The organism is Amycolatopsis sp. FDAARGOS 1241, from assembly GCF_016889705.1.
GTDB lineage: Bacteria > Actinomycetota > Actinomycetes > Mycobacteriales > Pseudonocardiaceae > Amycolatopsis.
Genome location: NZ_CP069526.1, coordinates 6,274,187 through 6,294,012, shown reverse-complemented (window position 1 = coordinate 6,294,012; position 19,826 = coordinate 6,274,187). Strand labels below are relative to the sequence as shown.

At 71.4% G+C, this 19,826-nt stretch carries 18 protein-coding genes and 1 pseudogene; 12 read left to right on the top strand and 7 right to left on the bottom strand.

Annotated features, from left to right (window positions below):
* Nucleotides 1-62: 62 nt before the first annotated feature.
* The 3 genes from I6J71_RS30795 to I6J71_RS30785 all read right to left on the bottom strand — a co-directional run bounded on the left by I6J71_RS30795 (nucleotide 63) and on the right by I6J71_RS30785 (nucleotide 4,769).
* Nucleotides 63-3,080: a ribonucleoside-diphosphate reductase subunit alpha gene (locus I6J71_RS30795; RefSeq protein ID WP_204090066.1), complete on the bottom strand. Its 3,018-nt coding sequence runs from the start codon at nucleotides 3,078-3,080 to the stop codon at nucleotides 63-65.
* A 220-nt stretch (nucleotides 3,081-3,300) separates the two neighbouring features.
* Nucleotides 3,301-3,933 (bottom strand): acetoacetate decarboxylase family protein, encoded by a 633-nt coding sequence (locus tag I6J71_RS30790; RefSeq protein WP_204090065.1) that lies wholly within the window; start codon nucleotides 3,931-3,933, stop codon nucleotides 3,301-3,303.
* Nucleotides 3,930-4,769: an enoyl-CoA hydratase-related protein gene (locus I6J71_RS30785; RefSeq protein WP_204090064.1), complete on the bottom strand. Its 840-nt coding sequence runs from the start codon at nucleotides 4,767-4,769 to the stop codon at nucleotides 3,930-3,932. The genes I6J71_RS30790 and I6J71_RS30785 overlap by 4 nt, the downstream gene beginning before the upstream one ends.
* A 144-nt stretch (nucleotides 4,770-4,913) precedes the next feature.
* Here I6J71_RS30785 and I6J71_RS30780 point away from each other — a divergent pair, with 144 nt between their 5' ends.
* From I6J71_RS30780 to I6J71_RS30745, 8 genes are read left to right on the top strand one after another with little or no spacing between them, the layout of a single operon-like run.
* Complete coding sequence (locus I6J71_RS30780) at nucleotides 4,914-5,705, top strand: TIGR03084 family metal-binding protein (RefSeq protein ID WP_204090063.1); 792 nt, start codon at nucleotides 4,914-4,916, stop codon at nucleotides 5,703-5,705.
* Nucleotides 5,702-7,462: an acyclic terpene utilization AtuA family protein gene (locus I6J71_RS30775; protein ID WP_204090062.1), complete on the top strand. Its 1,761-nt coding sequence runs from the start codon at nucleotides 5,702-5,704 to the stop codon at nucleotides 7,460-7,462. The genes I6J71_RS30780 and I6J71_RS30775 overlap by 4 nt, the downstream gene beginning before the upstream one ends.
* On the top strand, nucleotides 7,462-8,610 hold the full coding sequence (locus I6J71_RS30770) for an acyl-CoA dehydrogenase family protein (protein WP_204097312.1): 1,149 nt from the start codon (nucleotides 7,462-7,464) through the stop codon (nucleotides 8,608-8,610). Before I6J71_RS30775 ends, I6J71_RS30770 begins: the two co-directional genes overlap by 1 nt.
* The gene (locus I6J71_RS30765) at nucleotides 8,607-10,208 is read left to right on the top strand and encodes an acyl-CoA carboxylase subunit beta (protein WP_204090061.1); all 1,602 of its coding nucleotides are present in this window, start codon (nucleotides 8,607-8,609) and stop codon (nucleotides 10,206-10,208) included. The genes I6J71_RS30770 and I6J71_RS30765 overlap by 4 nt, the downstream gene beginning before the upstream one ends.
* A 10-nt stretch (nucleotides 10,209-10,218) precedes the next feature.
* Nucleotides 10,219-12,171 carry a biotin carboxylase N-terminal domain-containing protein gene (locus I6J71_RS30760; protein WP_204090060.1) on the top strand — a complete coding sequence of 651 codons (1,953 nt, stop codon included), beginning with the start codon at nucleotides 10,219-10,221 and terminating at the stop codon, nucleotides 12,169-12,171.
* Nucleotides 12,168-13,334 (top strand): acyl-CoA dehydrogenase family protein, encoded by a 1,167-nt coding sequence (locus tag I6J71_RS30755; RefSeq protein WP_204090059.1) that lies wholly within the window; start codon nucleotides 12,168-12,170, stop codon nucleotides 13,332-13,334. The genes I6J71_RS30760 and I6J71_RS30755 overlap by 4 nt, the downstream gene beginning before the upstream one ends.
* Before the next feature lie 11 nt (nucleotides 13,335-13,345).
* The gene (locus I6J71_RS30750; RefSeq protein ID WP_204090058.1) at nucleotides 13,346-14,185 is read left to right on the top strand and encodes an NAD(P)-dependent oxidoreductase; all 840 of its coding nucleotides are present in this window, start codon (nucleotides 13,346-13,348) and stop codon (nucleotides 14,183-14,185) included.
* A complete protein-coding gene (locus I6J71_RS30745; protein WP_204090057.1) occupies nucleotides 14,185-14,787 on the top strand; it encodes a TetR/AcrR family transcriptional regulator in 603 nt (200 codons plus the stop codon). Before I6J71_RS30750 ends, I6J71_RS30745 begins: the two co-directional genes overlap by 1 nt.
* On the opposite strand, the gene I6J71_RS30740 is transcribed toward I6J71_RS30745, so the two are convergent.
* Together I6J71_RS30740 and I6J71_RS30735 are read right to left on the bottom strand one after the other, a co-directional pair.
* Nucleotides 14,788-14,985 (bottom strand): hypothetical protein, encoded by a 198-nt coding sequence (locus tag I6J71_RS30740; protein ID WP_204090056.1) that lies wholly within the window; start codon nucleotides 14,983-14,985, stop codon nucleotides 14,788-14,790. It lies immediately after the preceding gene.
* 84 nt (nucleotides 14,986-15,069) lie between these two features.
* Nucleotides 15,070-15,687 (bottom strand): LysR family transcriptional regulator, encoded by a 618-nt coding sequence (locus tag I6J71_RS30735; protein ID WP_204090055.1) that lies wholly within the window; start codon nucleotides 15,685-15,687, stop codon nucleotides 15,070-15,072.
* 172 nt (nucleotides 15,688-15,859) lie between these two features.
* Here I6J71_RS30735 and I6J71_RS30730 point away from each other — a divergent pair, with 172 nt between their 5' ends.
* The 4 genes and pseudogenes from I6J71_RS30730 to I6J71_RS30720 all read left to right on the top strand — a co-directional run bounded on the left by I6J71_RS30730 (nucleotide 15,860) and on the right by I6J71_RS30720 (nucleotide 17,754).
* On the top strand, nucleotides 15,860-16,456 hold the full coding sequence (locus I6J71_RS30730; RefSeq protein WP_255570032.1) for an SDR family NAD(P)-dependent oxidoreductase: 597 nt from the start codon (nucleotides 15,860-15,862) through the stop codon (nucleotides 16,454-16,456).
* Complete coding sequence (locus tag I6J71_RS49980; RefSeq protein ID WP_255570031.1) at nucleotides 16,395-16,562, top strand: SDR family oxidoreductase; 168 nt, start codon at nucleotides 16,395-16,397, stop codon at nucleotides 16,560-16,562. The genes I6J71_RS30730 and I6J71_RS49980 overlap by 62 nt, the downstream gene beginning before the upstream one ends.
* 33 nt (nucleotides 16,563-16,595) lie before the next feature.
* A pseudogene (locus I6J71_RS51225) lies at nucleotides 16,596-17,337 on the top strand (SDR family oxidoreductase).
* A 195-nt stretch (nucleotides 17,338-17,532) separates the two neighbouring features.
* On the top strand, nucleotides 17,533-17,754 hold the full coding sequence (locus I6J71_RS30720) for a hypothetical protein (RefSeq protein ID WP_204097311.1): 222 nt from the start codon (nucleotides 17,533-17,535) through the stop codon (nucleotides 17,752-17,754).
* A gap of 342 nt (nucleotides 17,755-18,096) precedes the next feature.
* Here I6J71_RS30720 and I6J71_RS30715 read toward each other — a convergent pair whose 3' ends face one another.
* Nucleotides 18,097-19,110, bottom strand: a complete 1,014-nt coding sequence (locus I6J71_RS30715) for a HEAT repeat domain-containing protein (RefSeq protein ID WP_204090054.1) — start codon at nucleotides 19,108-19,110, stop codon at nucleotides 18,097-18,099.
* On the bottom strand, nucleotides 19,104-19,790 hold the full coding sequence (locus I6J71_RS30710) for a HEAT repeat domain-containing protein (protein WP_204090053.1): 687 nt from the start codon (nucleotides 19,788-19,790) through the stop codon (nucleotides 19,104-19,106). The genes I6J71_RS30715 and I6J71_RS30710 overlap by 7 nt, the downstream gene beginning before the upstream one ends.
* Between the last annotated feature and the right edge of the window lie 36 nt (nucleotides 19,791-19,826).

The window sequence follows — 19,826 nt, the reverse complement described above, 5'->3', positions numbered from 1 at the left end:
GAAATGGCTCCAAGGAAAGGCCGCGGGTGGCGGTGCCCGTGAGCACCGCCACCCGCGAGGGGTCACTGGCAGGCTTCGCAGTCCGGGTCGTCGATGCGGCAGGCCGCGCCCTCGGTGGCGACGAAGTCGACGTCCTCGACCTTCGGCAGCTCCTGGGGCTCCGGCTTCGCGGCCGGCGGGGTCGCGGGGACCGCAGCGGACGGCGAGGGCGAGGCAGCCGGGACTGCCGCAGCCGGGCTCGCCGGGACAGCCGCCGACGGAGACGGTGAGGGCGACGGCGAAGGCGAAGCAGCCGACGGCGACGCAGCCGGGGCTGCCGCGGCCGGAGCGGCGGACACCGCGTTGAGCTTGCCGTCCGTGCCGCGCAGGGTGCTCTTCTCCACGTGCGTCGCGGACTGCGCCCGCAGATAGTACGTGGTCTTGAGGCCCTTGTGCCACGCGTAGCGGTACAGGTTGTCGAGCTTGCGCCCGCTCGGCGCCGCGATGTACAGGTTCAGCGACTGCGCCTGGTCGATCCACTTCTGGCGCCGCGAACCGGCGTCCACCAGCCACTTCGACTCGATCTCGAACGCGGTGGCGTACAGCGCCTTCAGGTCGTCCGGCACGCGGTCGATCTGGCCGAGGCTGCCGTCGAAGTACTTGAGGTCGCTGACCATGACCTCGTCCCACAGGCCGCGCGCCTTGAGCGAGCGGACCAGGTGCGGGTTCACCACGGTGAAATCGCCCGACATGTTCGACTTCACGTAGAGGTTCTGGAACAGCGGCTCGATCGACTGGCCCACGCCGCAGATGTTGGAGATCGTCGCGGTGGGCGCGATCGCCATCACGTTGGAGTTGCGCATACCGACGGTCTTCACGCGCTCGCGCAGCGGCGCCCAGTCGAGCGTGGTGGAGGTGTCGACGTCGAGCGCGTCGCCCTGGCGCGCGTCGATCAGCAGCTGCATCGAGTCGATCGGCAGCACGCCGCGGCTCCACAGCGAACCCTCGAACGACTGGTACGCGCCGCGCTCCTCGGCGAGGTCGGTCGAGGCCGAGATCGCGTAGTAGGAGATGTGCTCCATGCTCTCGTCGGCGAACTGCACCGCGGCCTCCGACGACAGCGGCAGGCCCAGCTCGAACAGCGCGTCCTGGAAGCCCATCAGCCCCAGCCCGATCGGGCGGTGGCGCAGGTTGGAGCGGCGCGCCTCCGGGATCGTGTAGAAGTTGATGTCGATCACGTTGTCGAGCATCCGCACGGCGGTGCGCACGGTCTTCTCGAGGCGCTTCGTGTCGAGACCGTCCGCGGTGACGTGCTTGAGCAGGTTGACCGAGCCGAGGTTGCAGACCGCGACCTCGTCGGTGCTGGTGTTCAGCGTGATCTCGGTGCACAGGTTCGACGAGTGCACCACGCCGGCGTGCTGCTGCGGCGAACGCAGGTTGCACGGGTCCTTGAACGTGATCCACGGGTGCCCGGTCTCGAACAGCATGGTCAGCATGCGGCGCCACAGCTCGACCGCGCGCACGCGCCGGAACACCTTGATCTCGCCGCGGTCGGCGGCGGCCTCGTACTCGCGGTAGCGCTCGGCGAACGCGGTGCCGTAGAGGTCGTGCAGGTCGGGCGTCTCGTTCGGCGAGAACAGCGTCCACTGCGCGTCGGCCTCCACGCGGCGCAGGAACTCGTCGGGCACCCAGTTGGCCGTGTTCATGTCGTGGGTGCGGCGGCGGTCGTCACCGGTGTTCTTGCGCAGGTCGAGGAATTCCTCGATGTCCACGTGCCACGTCTCGAGGTACGCGCACGCCGCGCCCTTGCGCTTGCCGCCCTGGTTCACGGCGACGGCGGTGTCGTTGGCGATCTTGAGGAACGGCACGACACCCTGCGACTGGCCGTTGGTGCCCTTGATGTGGGCGCCGAGGCCGCGGACCGGGGTCCAGTCGTTGCCGAGGCCGCCCGAGTACTTGGCCAGCAGCGCGTTGTTCTTGTACGCCTGGAAGATGGAGTCCAGGTCATCGTCCACGGTGGTCAGGAAGCAGGACGAGAGTTGCGGGCGCGTGGTACCCGAGTTGAACAGCGTCGGCGTGCTGGCCATGAAGTGGAAGGTGGAAAGCAGCTCGTAGAACTCGATCGCGCGACCCTCGCGGTCGTCCTCGCGGATCGCCAGGCCCATGGCCACGCGCATGAAGAACGCCTGCGGCAGCTCGAAACGCACGCCGTCGTGGTGCTGGAAGTAGCGGTCGTAGAGGGTCTGCAAGCCGAGGAAGCCGAAGTCGAGGTCGCGCTCGGGGCGGATCGCGGCGGTGATCCGGTCGAGGTCGAAGGTCTGCAGCTGCCCGTCGACGAGCTCGAGCTCGATCGCGCGGCGCAGGTAGGCGCGGAAGTACCGGGGGTACTCGCGGGCCATCTCGTCCTGGCTGGCCTGGCGCGGCGCGCCGGCGAGGTAGCTCAGGGCTTCACCGCGCAGCTTGTCCAGCAGCAGCCGAGCGCTGACGTAGGAGTAGTTCGGCTCCTGCTCCACGAGCACGCGGGCGGCCATGATCTGCGCGAGGGCGAGCTCGTCGGAGCTGATGCCGTCGAAGAGGTTGCGCTTGGCCTCGGCCAGCACCGGCTCGGCGGACACGTCGTCGAGCCCGGCCACGGCCTCGCCCACGACGTGGGACACGCGGGCCCAGTCGAGCGGGCGCAGTGCGCCGTCGGCGCCCTTCACGCTGATCGCGGCCTCGGCGGGCGCGGGCGCGGCGGCTTCGCGGGCCTTGGCGCGCTCCTCGCGGTAGAGCACGTAGGCGCGGGCGACCTTGTGGTGCTCGCCGCGCATGAGGGCCAGCTCGACGAGGTCCTGGATCTGCTCGATGTGCAGGGCGGTCTCGGGGCCGGCGTGGCGCAGCAGGGAAGCCTCGACCTGCTCGGTCAGCTCGGCGACGACGTGGTGCACGCGCGACGACGCGGCGGCGTCGCCGCCCTCGACGGCGAGGAAAGCCTTCGTGAGGGCCACGCTGATCTTGCCGGCGTCGAACGGCGAGACGCTGCCGTCCCGCCGGATCACGCGAACCGCGCTCGGTGCCGTGTCCGCCGACGACGGCGGACGCTGACCGGTCTCCACTGACATGCGTGTCTCCAACAGAGTCTTCGAAAAATGGGCGCGTTCGAGCCGCACACGACCTGTCGAGGCCGTGCGCTGCTGCTTCTCAAAACTGCCCGGCCGCCCTTCCCGAGCGGTCTCCCCGTCGCTGGGGGTGGCCGGTCCACAGAGACTACATGTAGGGGTGGGGGGTCGCACGCGCCCCAAGGGGTGGCGTGTCGCGGGCTCACCCTCGCGGGTTAGGTGATCACTCAGAGCGCCTGCTCGGAGTGGGTTCAGCCCCGAAGACGAGCTTGAAATCGCGGAGCTGAGCGCTCACGATCGGGCGACGGCCGGCCAGGAACCCGAGCGGACCGGACGGGTTGATCGACCAGTCGGCGGCCGCCGCGTGCAGCTTCGCGCGCGACGAGACGGGGCTGCGCTTGAGCCGGCCGCCGAGCGCCTGCGCGATCTCGAACCGCGTCGGCAGCGCGGCCGGCAGCCCGGCGCGGCGCGTGAACGCGGCCGTGGCGATCCAGCCGCCGGCCGTGGCCGCGGCGGCGGTGAACGTGCGGTCTCCGGTGAAGTCCAGTGTCGCCAGGTCCTTCGGGATGCCCCACAGCTCGCGCCCGCCCGCGCGCGAGGACGCGCTGTCGACCCAGATGTCGGTGATCGACGCGGCGAGCCCACCGCGGATCGCTGTGGCGCACAGGAGCTCGTGGTACGTCAGCTGCCCGGGCGCGCGGTAGTCGAACCACGCGGTGCACACCGGCGCGTGGCCGCCGGCGACGAGTGGTTCGGCCCCTTCGGGCAGTTTCGGCAGCCGGGCCACGGGCAGCAGCCACACCGACAGGTGCGCCTGGCCGGCGAGGTGCCAGGGTTCGGGCGGGTAGTCCGTCATTCCTCGAGCCAGGGCAGGTAGGGCGGCAGATCGCCGGCCACGCGCAGGGTGAACTCAGGCGGGCGCTTCTGCAGGAACGACAGCACACCTTCGACGGAGTCGGGGTTCGTGGCCAGTCCGCCGATGAGCTTCGAGTCCAGCTCGTGCACCTCGAACGGCGACGGTGCGGACGCCATGCGGTACAGCAGTTGCCGCGTGACGGCCACCGACACCGGCGCGGTCGTCTCGACGATTTCGCGCGCCAGCTCGTACGCCTTGCCCAGCACGGCTTCCGGTGGGTGGACGCTGTGCACGAGGCCCTGGCGAAGGGCTTCTTCGGGCCCGAACACGCGCCCGCTCACCATCCAGTCGATCGCGGTGCCCATCCCCACGAGCCGGGGGAGGAACCACGCGGACGCGCCTTCGGGGTAGATCCCGCGCCGCGTGAACACGAACCCGAACTTCGAGTCCTCGGCCGCGAGCCGGTAGTCGCACGAGAGCGTGATCGTCAGCCCGCCGCCCACCGACGCTCCGCGCAGCGCGGCGATCACGGGCTTGTTCATCGTGAAGATCCGCTTCGAGCACCGCCCGGCCGGCTCCTGCCACCCGTCCGGCGGGCCGTCGCCGAGCTTGAAGTCGAACCCGCCCGCGGACAGGTCCGCGCCGACGGAGAAGTCCTTGCCCTCACCCGCCAGCACCACCACCCGCACGTTCTCGTCGCGGTCCGCCCGGTCCATGGCGTCGTTGAGCTCGTCGGCCATCCGCACCGTGTAGCCGTTGCGCGCCTGCGGCCGGTTGAGCTTCACCGTCGCGACGCGCTCGGCGACCTCGTAGGTGATGTCCGCGTAGGAGCTCATGGCACTGAACGGTAGGACAACCGCGGGCTACTGGCAATGTGTCAATAGTGGTCACGCGCCCGTCCGGAGAAAACAATCAGGCGCGCTTGATTTTTCCGTCCCGGCAGTGCGAGGCTGGGCCACAGGGACGCAAGGAGGCGCAGGATGGCTGATCTCGGCGTGATCCTCGGGGATCTGGCAGCCGAATCGCAGACGATCGACGACGTGGTGGCCGGCCTGCCGGCCGAGGAGTGGGCGCGGCCGACGCCCGCGCAGGGCTGGACGGTCGCCCACCAGATCGCCCACCTGGCGTGGACGGACGGCAAGGCGCTGATCTCCGCGGCGCACCCCGAGCAGTGGCAGGCCGAAGTGGAAAGCCTGCTGAGCGTGGGGGAGAACTACGTCGACCTCGCGGCCGAGGAAGGCGCCGCCCGGCCGAAGGACGAGCTGCTCGAAAAGTGGCGCACGGGCCGCCGGGAGCTGGCCGAGGCGCTCGCCGCCGTGCCGGACGGGCAGAAGCTGCCGTGGTACGGCCCGCCGATGAGCGCCGCGTCGATGGCGACCGCGCGGATGATGGAAACCTGGGCCCACGGCCAGGACGTGGTCGACGCGCTCGGCGTGACCCGTGAGCCCACTGCCCGGCTGTGGCACATCGCGCGTTTCGGTACGCGCACCCGCGACTTCGCCTACAAGCTCAACTCCCTCGCCCCGCCCACGGCAGAGTTCCGCGTCGAGCTCGCCGCGCCCGACGGCACCACGTGGGCGTTCGGCCCGGAGGACGCCGAGCAGCGCCTCACCGGCAGCGCCGTGGACTTCTGCCTCGTGATCACCCGCCGGCGCCACCACGCCGACACCGACCTCGTCGCCACCGGCGCCGACGTCGAGGAGTGGCTGGGCATCGCGCAAGCTTTCGCCGGCCCGCCCGGGGAAGGCCGGAAGCCGGGGCAGTTCGCATGACCGCCGACGGACTCCTCCCCGCGGGGGCGGCAGCGAACGCCGCTCCCCTCCGCATCGGCAACGCGTCGGGTTTCTACGGCGACCGCTTCTCCGCGGTGCGCGAGATGCTCACGGGCGGTCCTCTCGACGTCCTCACCGGTGACTACCTCGCCGAGCTGACCATGCTCATCCTCGGCCGCGACCGCATGAAGGACCCCGAACGCGGCTACGCCAAGACCTTCCTGCGCCAGATGGAGGAAAACCTCGCGCTGGCCAAGGAAAAGGGCGTGAAGATCGTCGCCAACGCCGGGGGCCTCAACCCGGCCGGGCTGGCGAAGGCCCTGCGCGAGCTGGCGGCGAAGCTGAACGTCGACGTGACCATCGCCCACGTCGAAGGCGACGACCTGATCGGTCGCGCCGACGAGCTCGGGTTTCGCCTGGGTGCGGGTACCCCGCAAGAACGCAGCCCGTTGACCGCCAACGCCTACCTCGGTGCGTGGGGCATCGTCGAATGCCTCGACGCGGGCGCCGACGTGGTCGTCACCGGCCGGGTCACCGACGCGTCGGTGATCGTCGGGCCCGCCGCCGCGCATTTCGGGTGGGCGCGCGAGGACTACGACGCGCTGGCCGGCGCCGTCGCGGCCGGGCACGTGATCGAATGCGGTGCGCAGGCGACCGGCGGTAACTACGCGTTCTTCCGCGAGCAGCCGATCGGTGTGCCGGGCTTCCCGATCGCCGAGATCCACGCCGACGGCTCCAGCGTCATCACCAAGCACCCGGGCACCGGCGGTGTCGTGAACACCGGCACCGTCACCGCGCAACTGCTGTACGAGATCACCGGCGCGCGCTACGCGAACCCCGATGTCACCGCGCGCTTCGACACCCTCCGGCTCACGCCGGACGGTCCCGACCGCGTGCGCATCAGCGGCGTCACCGGCGAAGCCCCGCCGCCCACGCTCAAGGTGGCGCTCAACCGCCTCGGCGGGTTCCGCAACGAGACGACATTCGTCCTCACCGGTCTCGACATCGAGGAGAAAGCCGCGCTCGTGCGCGAGCAGCTGGAGACGGCTCTCGAGCGCAAGCCGCCGGCCGAGGTGCGCTGGACGCTCGCACGCACCGACCACCCCGACGCCGAGACCGAGGAACAGGCCAGCGCGCTGCTGCACGTCGCGGTCAAGGACGCCGACCCGAAGATCGCGGGCCGCGCGTTCAGCGGGGCCGCGGTGGAGCTGGCGCTCGCGAGTTACCCCGGTTTCCACGTCACCGCTCCGCCGTCGGACGCCTCGCCCTACGGGGTGTACTCGGCGGCTTACGTCGACACCGCCGCCGTGCCCCACGTCGCCGTGCTGGCCGACGGTCGACGTGTCGACATCGCACCGTCTGCGAAGACCCTCGCGCTGACCGAAGTGGACGAACCCGCGCTGCCCGAGCCGTTGCCCGAGGGCCCGATGCGGCGCGTCCCGCTCGGGCACGTGATCGGCGCTCGCTCGGGCGACAAGGGCGGCAGTGCCAACCTCGGTGTGTGGGTGCGCTCCGAAGAGGCGTGGCGGTGGCTCGTGCACCGGCTGACCGTCGCGGAGTTCCGGCTGCTGCTGCCCGAGACGGCCGACCTGCCGGTGACGCGGTACCTGCTGCCGAACCTGTGGGCGATGAACTTCGTCGTCGACGGCATCCTCGGTGAGGGCGTGGCGTCGCAGGCGCGGTTCGACCCGCAGGCCAAGGCGTTCGGCGAATGGCTGCGGGCGCGTGAGATCGACGTACCGGAGGCCCTGCTGTGATCGTGGACCCGTTCGCGACGCCGGAGCGCAAGGAACTGCGCGCGACGGTGCGCCGGTTCGTCGAGAAGGACGTGCTGCCGCACCTCGACGAGTGGGAACGCGCGGGCGAGCTGCCGCGCGAGCTGCACCGCAAGGCCGGTGACCTCGGCCTGCTCGGCGTCGGGTTCCCCGAGGCCGTGGGTGGTGGCGACGGCAACTACCTCGATGCCCTCGTGGTCGCCGAGGAGCTGCACTACGCCGGCGGCTCCGGCGGGCTGTTCGCCTCGCTGTTCACGTGCGGCATCGCCGTGCCGCACCTCGCCGAGGCCGGTGACCCGGTGCAGATCGAACGCTGGGTGCGTCCGGCGCTCGACGGCACCAAGATCGGCTCGCTCGCGGTCACGGAACCCGACGGCGGGTCGGATGTCGCGGGCCTCCGTACCACCGCCGTGCGCGAGGGCGACGAGTACGTGGTCAACGGCGCCAAGACGTTCATCACCTCCGGGTGCCGCGCCGACTTCGTGACCACTGTGGTCCGCACGGGTGGCGAGGGGGCGCACGGTCTTTCGCTGCTCGTCGTCGAACGCGGCACTCCGGGGTTCACGGTGTCGCGCAAGCTGGAGAAGATGGGCTGGGCCTGTTCCGACACCGCCGAACTGTCCTACGTGGACGTCCGGGTACCGGCCGAGAACCTCGTGGGTGCCGAGAACAGCGGCTTCGCACAGGTGGCCACGCAGTTCGTGACCGAACGGCTCTCGCTCGCGGTGCAGGCCTACGCCCACGCGCAGCGGGCGCTCGACCTCACGCTCGACTGGTGCCGGTTGCGGGAGACGTTCGGCCGTCCGCTCATCTCGCGCCAGGTCGTGCAGCACAAGCTCACCGAGATGGCACGCAAGACCGACGTCGCGCGCACCTACGCGCGGCAGACCGCCGTCCGCCACGTCTCCGGCGAAGAAGTGATCGCCGAGGCGTGCTTCGCCAAGAACACTGCCGTCGAAGCGGCCGAATGGGTCGTCAACGAGGCCGTGCAGCTGCACGGCGGGTTCGGCTATCTGCGCGAGTCCGAAGTGGAGCGGCACTACCGCGACGTCCGCATCCTCGGCATCGGCGGCGGCACCACCGAGATCCTCACCGGACTGGCCGCGAAGCGATTGGGATACACCGCATGACCGCACTCAGGTCCACCGTGGACACTCGCACCGGTGAATTCACCGCGAACCGCGAGGCCATGCTGGAGAAGCTCGCCGAGATCGACACCGAGCAGGCGAAGGCCGTCGCCGGTGGCGGCGAGAAGTACGTGGAGCGCCACCGCAAGCGCGGCAAGCTCCTGGCCCGCGAGCGGATCGAGCTGCTGCTCGACGAGGACTCGCCGTTCCTGGAGCTGTCACCACTGGCAGCCTGGGGGTCGGACTACCGCGTCGGCGCGAGCGTGGTCACCGGCATCGGCGTGGTGGAAGGCGTGGAGTGCCTCATCTCCGCGAGCGACCCGACGGTCAAGGGCGGCGCCAGCAACCCGTGGACCACGAAGAAGTCGTTCCGCGCGGCCGACATCGCGGCGCAGAACCGGCTGCCGGTGATCAACCTCGTCGAGTCGGGCGGCGCGGACCTGCCGACGCAGAAGGAGATCTTCATCCCCGGCGGCCGGATCTTCCGCGACCTCACGCGCTCGTCGGCGGCGAAGGTGCCGACCGTCGCGCTGGTCTTCGGCAACTCGACCGCCGGCGGCGCGTACCTGCCGGGCATGTCCGACTACGTGGTGATGGTCAAAGAACGCGCGAAGGTGTTCCTCGGCGGCCCGCCGCTGGTGAAGATGGCGACCGGTGAAGAGTCCGACGACGAATCGCTGGGCGGCGCCGAAATGCACGCCCGCACGTCGGGCCTGGCCGACTACCTCGCCGTCGACGAGCAGGACGCGATCCGGCTGGGCCGCGGCATCATCAAGCGGCTCAACTGGCGCAAGCAGGGCCCGGCGCCCAAGCCCGGCTACGCCGAGCCCCTGTTCGACCCCGACGACCTGCTCGGCATCGTGCCAAGCGACCTCAAGGTGCCCTTCGACCCGCGCGAGGTCATCGCCCGCGTGGTCGACGGCTCCGACTTCGACGAGTTCAAGCCGCTCTACGGCCCGAGCCTCGTCACCGGCTGGGCGAGCATCCACGGCTACCCGGTCGGGATCCTCGCCAACGCCCGTGGCGTGCTCTTCAGCGAGGAGTCGCAGAAGGCCGCGCAGTTCATCCAGCTGGCCAACCAGATCGACACACCGCTGGTGTTCCTGCACAACACCACGGGCTACATGGTCGGCAAGGAGTACGAGCAGGGTGGCATCATCAAGCACGGTGCGATGATGATCAACGCGGTGTCGAATTCGAAGGTGCCGCACCTGTCCGTCCTCATGGGAGCGTCCTACGGCGCCGGGCACTACGGCATGTGCGGGCGCGCCTACGACCCGAGGTTCCTCTTCGTCTGGCCGAGCGCGAAGTCGGCCGTGATGGGCCCGGCACAGCTGGCCGGCGTGCTGTCCATCGTGGCTCGCGCGGCGGCGGCGAGCCGTGGGCAGGAGTACAGCGAGGAGAACGACGCGGCGATGCGCGCGATGGTCGAAAACCAGATCGAGGCCGAGTCGATGCCGATGTTCCTTTCGGGCATGCTCTACGACGACGGCATCATCGACCCGCGCGACACGCGCACCGTGCTCGGGCTCAGCCTGTCGGCGATCCACAACGGACCAGTGAAGGGCGCCGACGGTGGTTTCGGCGTCTTCCGGATGTAGGGGTGCAGTCGTGATCCACAACCTGCTGGTCGCCAACCGGGGCGAGATCGCCCGCCGGGTGTTCCGCAGCTGCCGCGATGCCGGCATCGGCACGGTGGCCGTGTTCTCCGATGCCGACTCGGACGCGCCGCACGCGCGCGAAGCCGACGTCGCCGTCCGGCTGCCCGGCGACGCGCCGGGCGATACGTACCTGCGCGCCGAGCTGATCGTGAAAGCCGCGGCCGACGCCGGCGCCGACGCCGTGCACCCCGGTTACGGCTTCCTGTCGGAGAACGCCGCGTTCGCGCGGGCCGTGGTCGACGCCGGGCTCACCTGGGTCGGCCCGCCGCCCGCGGCGATCGAGACGATGGGCTCCAAAGTGGAGTCGAAGCGCCTGATGGCCGCCGCCGGCGTGCCGGTGCTGTCCGAACTGGACCCGAATCAAGTCGGCCCGGCCGACCTGCCGTTGCTGGTCAAGGCTTCCGCCGGCGGTGGGGGCCGCGGCATGCGCGTGGTGCGCGAGCTCGGCGAGCTGGCCGAGGCCGTGGAGAGCGCTCGTGCCGAGGCCAGGTCCGCGTTCGGCGACCCGACCGTGTTCTGCGAGCGCTACCTCGAGACCGGGCGGCACATCGAGGTGCAGGTGCTCGCCGACACCCACGGCACGGTGTGGGCGGTGGGGGAGCGCGAGTGCTCCATCCAGCGCCGGCACCAGAAGGTGGTGGAGGAGGCACCGTCGCCGTTCGTCGACGACGCCATGCGTGCCGAACTGTTCGACGCGGCACGCAAAGCCGCATCGGCCATCGACTACGTCGGCGCCGGTACCGTCGAGTTCCTCGCCGGGCCCGACGGACGCTTCTACTTCCTCGAGATGAACACGCGCCTGCAGGTCGAGCACCCGGTGACCGAGAACGTCACCGGCCTCGACCTCGTCGCTCTGCAGCTGTCCGTGGCCGAGGGCGCGAAGCTGCCGCCGGAACCGCCGGGCACGCACGGGCATTCGATCGAGGTCCGCCTCTACGCCGAGGATCCCGCCGCGGGCTGGCAGCCGCAGAGCGGCACGCTGCACGCGTTCGAGGTGCCGGGCGTCGACCGCGAGTTCGCCGCCGGCGCCGGGCTGCGGCTGGATTCCGGCGTGGCGAGCGGTTCGGTCGTCGGCGTGCACTACGACCCCATGCTGGCCAAGGTGATCACGTGGGCGCCCACCCGAGAGGAGGCCGCGCGCCGGCTCGCCGCCGCCCTGTCGGGCGCGAAGATCCACGGCGTGGTCACCAACCGCGACCTGCTCGTGAACATCCTGCGCCACGAAGCATTCCTCGCCGGCGAAACCGACACGGCGTTCTTCGACCGCCACGGCCTCGGCGCGCTCGCCAAGCCCCTGGCCGGTGCCGACGCCGAACGGCTGTCCGCCCTCGCCGCCGCGCTGGCCGGTGCCGCGGAGAACCGCGCGGGCGCGACCACGCTCGGCCGGTTGCCCAGCGGCTGGCGCAACGTGCGTTCGGGCGGGCAGCGCAAGGTCTTCGCGCGCGGTGACACGACGTACGAAGTCTCGTACTCGCTGACGCGCGACGGCCTGCGCGCCGAGGGCTACGAAGACGTGCGGCTGGTCAGCGCGGAGCCCGGCCGCGTCGTGCTGGACGTGACCGGGGTGCGGCGCACCTTCGCCGTCGCGCGCCACGGGGAACAGTCCTTTGTCGACTCGGCGCTCGGCCCGGTGACGTTGACGGCGGTGCCGCGCTTCGCCGACCCGTCGGCGGCGCTGGCCGCCGGTTCGCTGGTCGCGCCGATGCCGGGCACGGTCGTGCGGCTCGCGGTGGGCGTGGGCGACGCCGTGGCGGCGGGCGATCCGCTGCTGTGGCTGGAGGCGATGAAGATGGAGCACCGGATCTCGGCGCCCGCCGACGGCGTCGTCACGGAGCTGCCGGTGGAGGTCGGGTTGCAGGTCGAGGTGGGCACGATTCTGGCTGTGGTGGGAGAGAACGCATGAACGCGATGAACTTCGTCGAACCCGAGGAGCGCGTCGCGCTGCGCAAGGCGGCCGCGGAACTCGGGCGCAAGTACGGGCACGAGTACTACGCGAGGAAGGCCCGCGCGGACGAGAAGACCGTCGAGCTGTGGACCGAGGCCGGCCGGCTGGGCTACCTCGGCGTGAACCTGCCCGAGGAGTACGGCGGCGGCGGCGCGGGGATCGCGGATCTCGCCGCGGTGCTGGAGGAGTTCGCCGCCGCGGGCTCGCCGTTGCTGCTTATGGTCGTCTCCCCGGCGATCTGCGGCACGGTGATCTCGCGCTTCGGCACCGACGAGCAGAAGAAGCAGTGGCTGCCCGGGATCGCCGACGGCAGCAAGAAGATGGTCTTCGCCATCACCGAACCCGACGCCGGGTCCAACTCGCACAAGATCACCACGACCGCGCGCCGCGACGGCGGCGACTGGGTCCTGAGTGGACGCAAGGTCTTCATCTCCGGCGTGGACGAAGCCGACGCCGTGCTCGTGGTCGGCCGCACGGAGGACGCGAAGACGGGCCGCCTCAAGCCCGCGCTCTACATCGTGCCCACCGACGCGCCGGGTTTCGAGTGGCGCAAGATCGAGATGGACCTCGTCGCGCCGGAGAACCAGTTCTCCCTGTTCCTCGATGACGTCCACCTACCTGCCGAAGCGCTGGTGGGGGAGGAGGACGCGGCGATCGCGCAGCTGTTCGCGGGCCTCAACCCCGAGCGCATCATGGGCGCTTCCTTCTCGCTCGGCACGGCGCGCTACGCGCTCGACAAGGCCGTGGCCTACGCCAACGAACGCCAGGTGTGGGGCGCGCCGATCGGGTCGCACCAGGGCCTGGCGCACCCGCTCGCGCAGATCAAGATCGAGCTGGAGCTGGCGAAGCTGATGACCCAGAAGGCGGCTTCGCTCTACGACTCCGGTGACGACTTCGCCTCGGGTGAGTCGGCGAACATGGCCAAGTACGCCGCCGCCGAGGTGGCGATCCGTGCCGTGGACCAGGCCGTGCAGACCCACGGCGGCAACGGGCTCGCGTCCGAGTACGGCCTCGGCACGCTCGTCACGGCGGTGCGGCTGGGGCGGATCGCCCCGGTGAGCCGCGAGATGGTGCTCAACTTCGTCGGGCAGCACAGCCTCGGGCTGCCGAAGTCCTACTAGGAGTGTCCGGAATGGCTGAACGAACTCTCGCGGGCCGCACGATCATCATGTCCGGCGGCAGCCGCGGCATCGGCGAGGCCATCGCCCTGCGCGCGGCCGCAGACGGTGCCAACGTGGCGCTGCTGGCCAAGACCGCCGAACCGCACCCGAAGCTGCCCGGCACGATCTACACCGCCGCGGAGGCGATCGAGAAAGCGGGCGGCAAGGCGCTGCCGATCGTCGGCGACGTCCGCGACGACGAGGGCGTGGCGGCCGCGGTGGCCAAGACGGTCGAGCAGTTCGGTGGCCTCGACATCGCGGTGAACAACGCGAGCGCCATCGACCTGACCCCGACCGAGCAGGTCAGCATGAAGCGCTACGACCTGATGCAGGACATCAACGCGCGCGGCACCTTCCTGCTCTCCAAGCTCGCGATTCCGCACCTGCGCAAGTCGGCCAACCCCCACGTGCTCACGCTGTCGCCGCCGATCAGCCTGGACGAGAAGTGGTTCACGGCCGGGCACCTCGCGTACAGCATCGCGAAGTACTCGATGAGCCTGGTGACCGTCGGGCTCGCGGCGGAGCTGAAGGGCGACGGCATCGCTGCGAACTCGCTGTGGCCGCGCACCACGATCGACACCGCGGCGATTCGCAACGTCGTGGGCGCCCAGCTCGCGAACCGCAGCCGCACGCCGGAGATCATGGCCGACGCCGCGTATGCGATCCTCACTCGCCCCAGCCGCGAGACCACCGGCAACTTCTTCCTCGACGACGAGGTGCTGCGCGCGGAAGGCGTCACGGACTTCGCGAAGTACCGGATCGGCCCGGCGGAAGACGACCTGCAGCTCGACTTCTGGGTCGATCCGGCCTGATGCTCCGCGAACCGCAGCAGGAGCGCAGCCGCACGACGCGCCGGCGGCTCATCGAGGCCGCCATCGACTGCCTCGGTGAGCTCGGCTGGCACGGTGTGACCGTGGCCGTGATCGCCGAGCGGGCCGGCGTGTCGCGCGGCGCCGCGCAACACCACTTCCCGACGCGCGAGGACCTCGTCGCGGCGGCCGTCGAGCTGCTCGGCGAAGCGCAGATCACCGAGCTGCGCACGCAGGCGGCCGGGCTGCCGACCGGGCCGTCGCGTATCGAACGCGTGGTGGAGATGGTGCTGAACCTCTACACCGGGCCGATGTTCCGCGCCGCGCTGCAGCTGTGGGTCGTGGCGTCGACCGATGAGCAGCTGCGCGGCAGGCTGGTGCCGCTGGAGGCGCGCGTCGGGCGCGAGGCGCACCGGGTGACGGTGGAGCTGCTGGGCGTCGACGAGTCGCGGCCCGGGGTCCGCGAACTGGTCCAAGCCACCCTGGACCTGGCCCGCGGCCTCGGCCTCGCCAACCTCCTCACCGACGACACCCGCCGCCGGCGGCAGATCGTCCGCGAGTGGGCCCACACCCTGGAGACCCGGCTCACCGGGCCGGCCGGCTGATCAGGCCGCGGTGCCGGTGAGGTGGGCCCGAGCGGCCTGGACGAACCCGGCGACCAGCGAATTCGGATCGCCGGCCCGCGTGGCGACCACGACCTTGCTGGCGGGGATGTCCCAGACGGGAACCGTGGCAAGGTCGGTGCGCAGGGAGCTGCGCCGGTCGCCGACCGGCAGGACCGCGACCGCCTGGCCGCTCGCCACGAGTTCGAGCCGGTCCGCGAAGCTCTCGGTGACCGGCCCGGCCGAGATCGGGCCCGGATCGCTCCGGCGGTAGGCGTCGGTCGGCTAGATCGCGCGGGTGCCACCGTGCGGGCAGAGCAGCGACTCGCCGGGGGCGAAGTCGTCCGGGGTCACCGACGCGCGGCCGGCCAGGTGGTGGCCGGCCGGCACCACCAGCATCCGCGGCTCCTCGTAGAGCACGGTCGCCCGGGCCTCGCCGGCCGGGACGAACTGGGGGTCCCGCACGACCAGGACGTCCACCTGGCCTTCGGCGAATGCGCGCTCGTCGAAGCACTCGAGGTGGCGCGTGCCGATCTCGGCCCGGGGGTGCCGGCTGCGCAGCTCGCGGACGGCGGGGGTGATGACCAGGTCTTCGACGTACCCGATGAGGACCTTGCCGGCCGGGGCGAAGGCGCGGGCGGTGAGCGCCGCCTGCCGCGCGGCCTCCAGGAGCGCCCGCGCCGGAGAGAGGAACGCCTCGCCGGCCTCGGTGAGCCGGCTGCCCTGCCGAATGCGGTCGAGCGGGCGCACGCCGAGCCGGTCTTCCAGGCGCTGGATCCGGCGGCTCAGCGCCGGCTGCGCCAGGTGCAGCTCGGCCGTGGCCCGACCGAAGTTCAGGTGCTTCGCCACGACCGTGAAGTACCGCACCAGGCGGAGCTCGAGGTCGGTCCCGAGATCGTTCACCGGATGAACGGTACCGAGCGACCGGCGCCCGCCGTCATGCCGTTTCGCGATGACGGGATGCCGACCAGTTCTTGGACAGCGGATCCGGACTGCCGAAGAGTCGTGGGCATGACGGTGATCGAGAACGGATCGAGTGCGCTGGAGCTCAAGGGAAAACGGGCTTTGGTCACGGGTGGCTCGCGGAATCGGCGCGGCCCTCGTGCGTCGCCTGGTGGCCGCGGGCGCCGCAGTGCTCACGACGGCCAGGTCGGCGACGAGCACGGTCCCGGACGGGGCCGCCTTCGTGGAGGCCGACGTGCGGACGCGGGCCGGAGCGGAGACGCTCGCCGCGGCCGTGCGGGAGGTGCTCGGTGGGGTGGACGTCGTGATCCACAACGCGGGTGGGGCGCGCCCGCACCGGGGCGCGCTTGCCATCCCCGACGAAGAGTGGCTGGACGCGCTGGAGCTGAACCTCCTCGCGGCGGTGCGGCTGGATTCGCTGCTGCCGCCGGGGATGGCGGAGCGGCGCTCGGGGGTGATCGTGCACGTTTCCTCGGCCGCGGTCCCCACGTCGGCACCGCCGTTCCTGCACTACACGGCGGCGAAGGCGGCGCTGGAGAACTACAGCCGGGGGCTGGCCGCGGAGCTGGCTCCGTCCGGCATCCGGGTCAACGCGGTCTCCCCGGGCCGGGTCGCCACCCCCCCGGCGGTGAAGCGACGCGGGAGCAGTGGGCCGCCTGGACACCGGGCCGGGCGCGGACAACACCACCCCGCTGGGCCGCGACGGTGAGCCCCACGACATCGCCAACGCCGTGCTGTTCCTCGTGTCCGACCAGGCGAGCTGGCTGACCGGCAGCACGCTGTTCGTCGACGGCGGCGAGTTCCCCCGCGGCTGACGCCGCCCCGGCAACGAGAGGAAGAACGAAGGAATGGGCAAGTACAGCGACAAGAACGTGGTGATCACGGGTGGCGGCAGCGGCTTGGGGTTCGCCCCGGCGAAGCTGCTGGCGGACGACGGCGTCCGCGTGCTCATCACCGGCCGCTCTCAGGCCACGCTCGACGCGGCGCGCGAACGGCTCGGCGCAAACGTCCTGACCGCACGGGCAAGTGTGGCGGAACTGTCCGACGTAGACGCTCTGGCCGACCGCGTGAAGCGCGAGCTGGGCGCGGTCGAGGCCCTGTTCGTCAACGCCGGCATCGCGGTGACCACGCCCTTCGAGTCGACCACCGGCGAGGTCTTCGACGAGCTGTTCGCGACCAGCGTCAAAGGCGCGTTGTTCACCGTGCAGAAGCTCGCGCCGCTGCTGAGCACGGGCGCCGGCGTCGTTCTCACCACCTCGGTCGCGAACGTCACGGGCCTGCCGGACACCAGCGTGTACGCGGCCGGCAAGGCGGCGCTGCGCTCGCTGGCGCGCAGCCTCCCGCGAACTGCTCCCGCGGGGCATCCGGGTCAACGCGGTCAGCCCCGGTCCCATCGACACGGGAGCTCTGGAGAAGGCCATGACCGCGGAGGCCGCCGAGCAGTACAAGGCGGAGCGGGCCGGGGACAACCCCATGCAGCGGTTCGGCACCGCCGCCGAGATCGCCAGGGCGGCCGCGTTCCTCGCGTTCGACGCCACGTACACCACGGGCGCCGAGTTCGTCGTGGACGGAGGTGCCACCCAGCCGTGAATCCGCGGCGGTGGGGTCGCGACGCACCGGAACCGGCGAGGCCTGCACAACATCACAACTTCGGAGTAATACGATGTGGGTGTTAACACATTCGGCCCAACGGACGATGACTCCGAGTAAGTGGCTTCATCAGGAAGAAGGTCGGTACCGGTGTCCGGTTCAGAAGGCGCTGCAGTCGAGCTGACTCACCGCGCGATGGCGATGCTCAGGGCGGTCGCCGCCCACCGCGCGGAAATGACCACCAGCAGCGAGCCCGACCTGTTCATCGACGGTTTCGCGTGCTGCGACCAGATGACCGCCCACGCCCTCGCCCACGGTGGCTTCATCCGCCCGGCCGCCGACTCTGCCGCCGGCCGCGTCGCCGCCGAGCTGACGGAAGCCGGGCACGCCGCGCTGGAGATCACCGTCGCCGCTTGAGGCGGCCATTCGGCCTGCCGGCCGGGTGAGTTCTTTCGCTCGTACGTTCGGGTGCGGGTGCGGTGACCACGCAGTGGTTGAGCCACCCCCGGTGCCGGCGGTGGAGTGGCTGGTGGCCGCGTGCGTGCCGGTCGGGATCCACCCTCGATCGGTGGCACCGCCGTCGTCCCGCGGGCACCACGAGGCTGTGACCGGTCGCGCCGGCCGGTGATCTGGTGCCTCGAGCTCAGCTCGGGCCGCTCCTCATGCGTTCCCGCAGGACGTGTTGCTCGTCGATATCCTGGCGCGGCTGTGCACCCGCCGGGTCGCCGTCCCTCACCGGCCGGCCGCCGTGCCCTGGGCTCAGCCTTGCGGTCGTTGCTCCGCGGCTCGCACGAGGGCCGAGGCGATGGCGGCCACGGCCCGATCTTCGTCGTGAGCCAGCTGCCGCAGGAGGCCGTGCGCGCTGGTTGCCGGCATCTCGGCCAGTGCTTGCGCCAGGCGGATCCGCACCGCGGAGTCGGCGGTGGGCGCGGCGAGCTCGGCGGCCAGCGCGCTCATGAGCCGATCCGTACGCTCGGGGTCCGCGGCGAGCGTGCCCAGGACCTCGGCCGCCTCGACGTCGTTCGTGCCTTCGACGATCATGCGGACGAGCGTGGGCACGGCCGTGGTCGTGCCGCGTGCGCCCAGGGCCAGTGCGGCGTGCCGGTGCACGGCCGGGTCGGAGTCGCCGAGGGCGTCCGCCAGCGCGGCGGTCGCCTCGTCGCCGGGCAGCTCGGCGAGGGCCCGGACGGCGCGCCGCCGGATCTCGGCGTGCTCTGAGCGCACGCCGGCCGCCAGGCTCGCCACGCCGTCGGCGCCCGCGCGCGCGAGAGCCCACCGCAGTGCGCCCGCGACGTACGGATCGGCTTCGGCGAGCACCGCCTCGGCCAGCACTTCGGCGGGCACCGGCGCGTCCTCGGCCGGGGTCAGGACGGTCTGCTGCCGGCGCGCGGCGTCGGGGGAGCCGAGCCCGTGCAGGAGCTCCACGATGCGCAGGACACCCCGCCAATCGAACGGCGCCGAGGCGTCGACCGCACGCAGCCGGTCGAGCAGCTCCTGCTCCCGCTTCAGCCGTTCCTCGGTCCGCCGGATGAGGTCACCGACCAGCGAGGCCGGTGCGAACGCGGGATCCGCCAGCGCCCGGCTGATCTGCCGCAGCGACAACCCCAGTGACCGCAGGCTCTCGACGTGGAAGATCCGGCGGATGTCCTCTTCGGAGTACTCGCGGTACCCGCCCACGGTGCGGCCGGTGGGGCGCACCAGCCCGAGGGAGTCGTAGTGCCTGAGCATGCGGGTGCTCACCCCCGAGCGGCGCGCCACCTCGCCGATCAGCACGTGGCGCCCCCGACCCGTTCCGGGCCGAGCGCGACGATCCGGTTCGCCTCGTCGACGGCCAGGTCGAAACCGGCGTCCGAGTCGCGCAGCAGCCGCTCCGTGGCGCGGGCGTGCGCCCGCACCGCCGGGTCAGCGCTTGCCAGTGCCGTCCGGAGAACCGGCTCGATGACGTCGCCGAGGGCGACGAGGGCCTGGCTGAGACTCAGCTGCACGATCCGGTCGCCGCGACCGAGCTGCGCGGTCAGCGCGGTGGCCAGCTCGCGGCGATGCCCGGCGGGCACGAGCACGACGGCAGCACGCCAAGCGCTGCGCGCGACCTCGTCGTCGGCGTCGTGCAGCAGCGACCGCGTGATCGCGGGCCAGGCACTCCCGTCCCCGATCTTGGCCAGCGTGTGCAACGCCTGGCTGCGGGCCTGAAAGCGGTCGGACCGCAGCTGGCCGAGCAGCCGGGGCACCGTGAGCTCCGCCGGGAGCCGGGTCAATGCCCAGGTGAGCATGTCGCGCACGAAGAAGTCCGGCTCGATCGCGCACCGGGCCACGAGCACCTCGGCCAGCGCGGGGTCGGCCTGCGTGCCGGCGCTCAGCGCCGCCTGCAGGCGCGTCGACGAGTTCCCGGCGCCCAGCGCGTCGACCAGGCGCGGGTCCGGTGAGGTGCGGTGTGGCGAGTTGATGGGAACCACCTCCTGCACCTCAGTGAAGACCTTGTCACGGTGTCA

Bases quoted from the DNA above. Each gene is read 5' to 3' on its own strand.
- I6J71_RS30795 (WP_204090066.1), bottom strand. From the start codon at position 3,080: ATGTCAGTGGAGACCGGTCAGCGTCCGCCGTCGTCGGCGGACACGGCA.
- I6J71_RS30790 (WP_204090065.1), bottom strand. From the start codon at position 3,933: ATGACGGACTACCCGCCCGAACCCTGGCACCTCGCCGGCCAGGCGCAC.
- I6J71_RS30785 (WP_204090064.1), bottom strand. From the start codon at position 4,769: ATGAGCTCCTACGCGGACATCACCTACGAGGTCGCCGAGCGCGTCGCG.
- I6J71_RS30780 (WP_204090063.1), top strand. From the start codon at position 4,914: ATGGCTGATCTCGGCGTGATCCTCGGGGATCTGGCAGCCGAATCGCAG.
- I6J71_RS30775 (WP_204090062.1), top strand. From the start codon at position 5,702: ATGACCGCCGACGGACTCCTCCCCGCGGGGGCGGCAGCGAACGCCGCT.
- I6J71_RS30765 (WP_204090061.1), top strand. From the start codon at position 8,607: ATGACCGCACTCAGGTCCACCGTGGACACTCGCACCGGTGAATTCACC.
- I6J71_RS30755 (WP_204090059.1), top strand. From the start codon at position 12,168: ATGAACGCGATGAACTTCGTCGAACCCGAGGAGCGCGTCGCGCTGCGC.
- I6J71_RS30750 (WP_204090058.1), top strand. From the start codon at position 13,346: ATGGCTGAACGAACTCTCGCGGGCCGCACGATCATCATGTCCGGCGGC.
- I6J71_RS30745 (WP_204090057.1), top strand. From the start codon at position 14,185: ATGCTCCGCGAACCGCAGCAGGAGCGCAGCCGCACGACGCGCCGGCGG.
- I6J71_RS30720 (WP_204097311.1), top strand. From the start codon at position 17,533: ATGGCGATGCTCAGGGCGGTCGCCGCCCACCGCGCGGAAATGACCACC.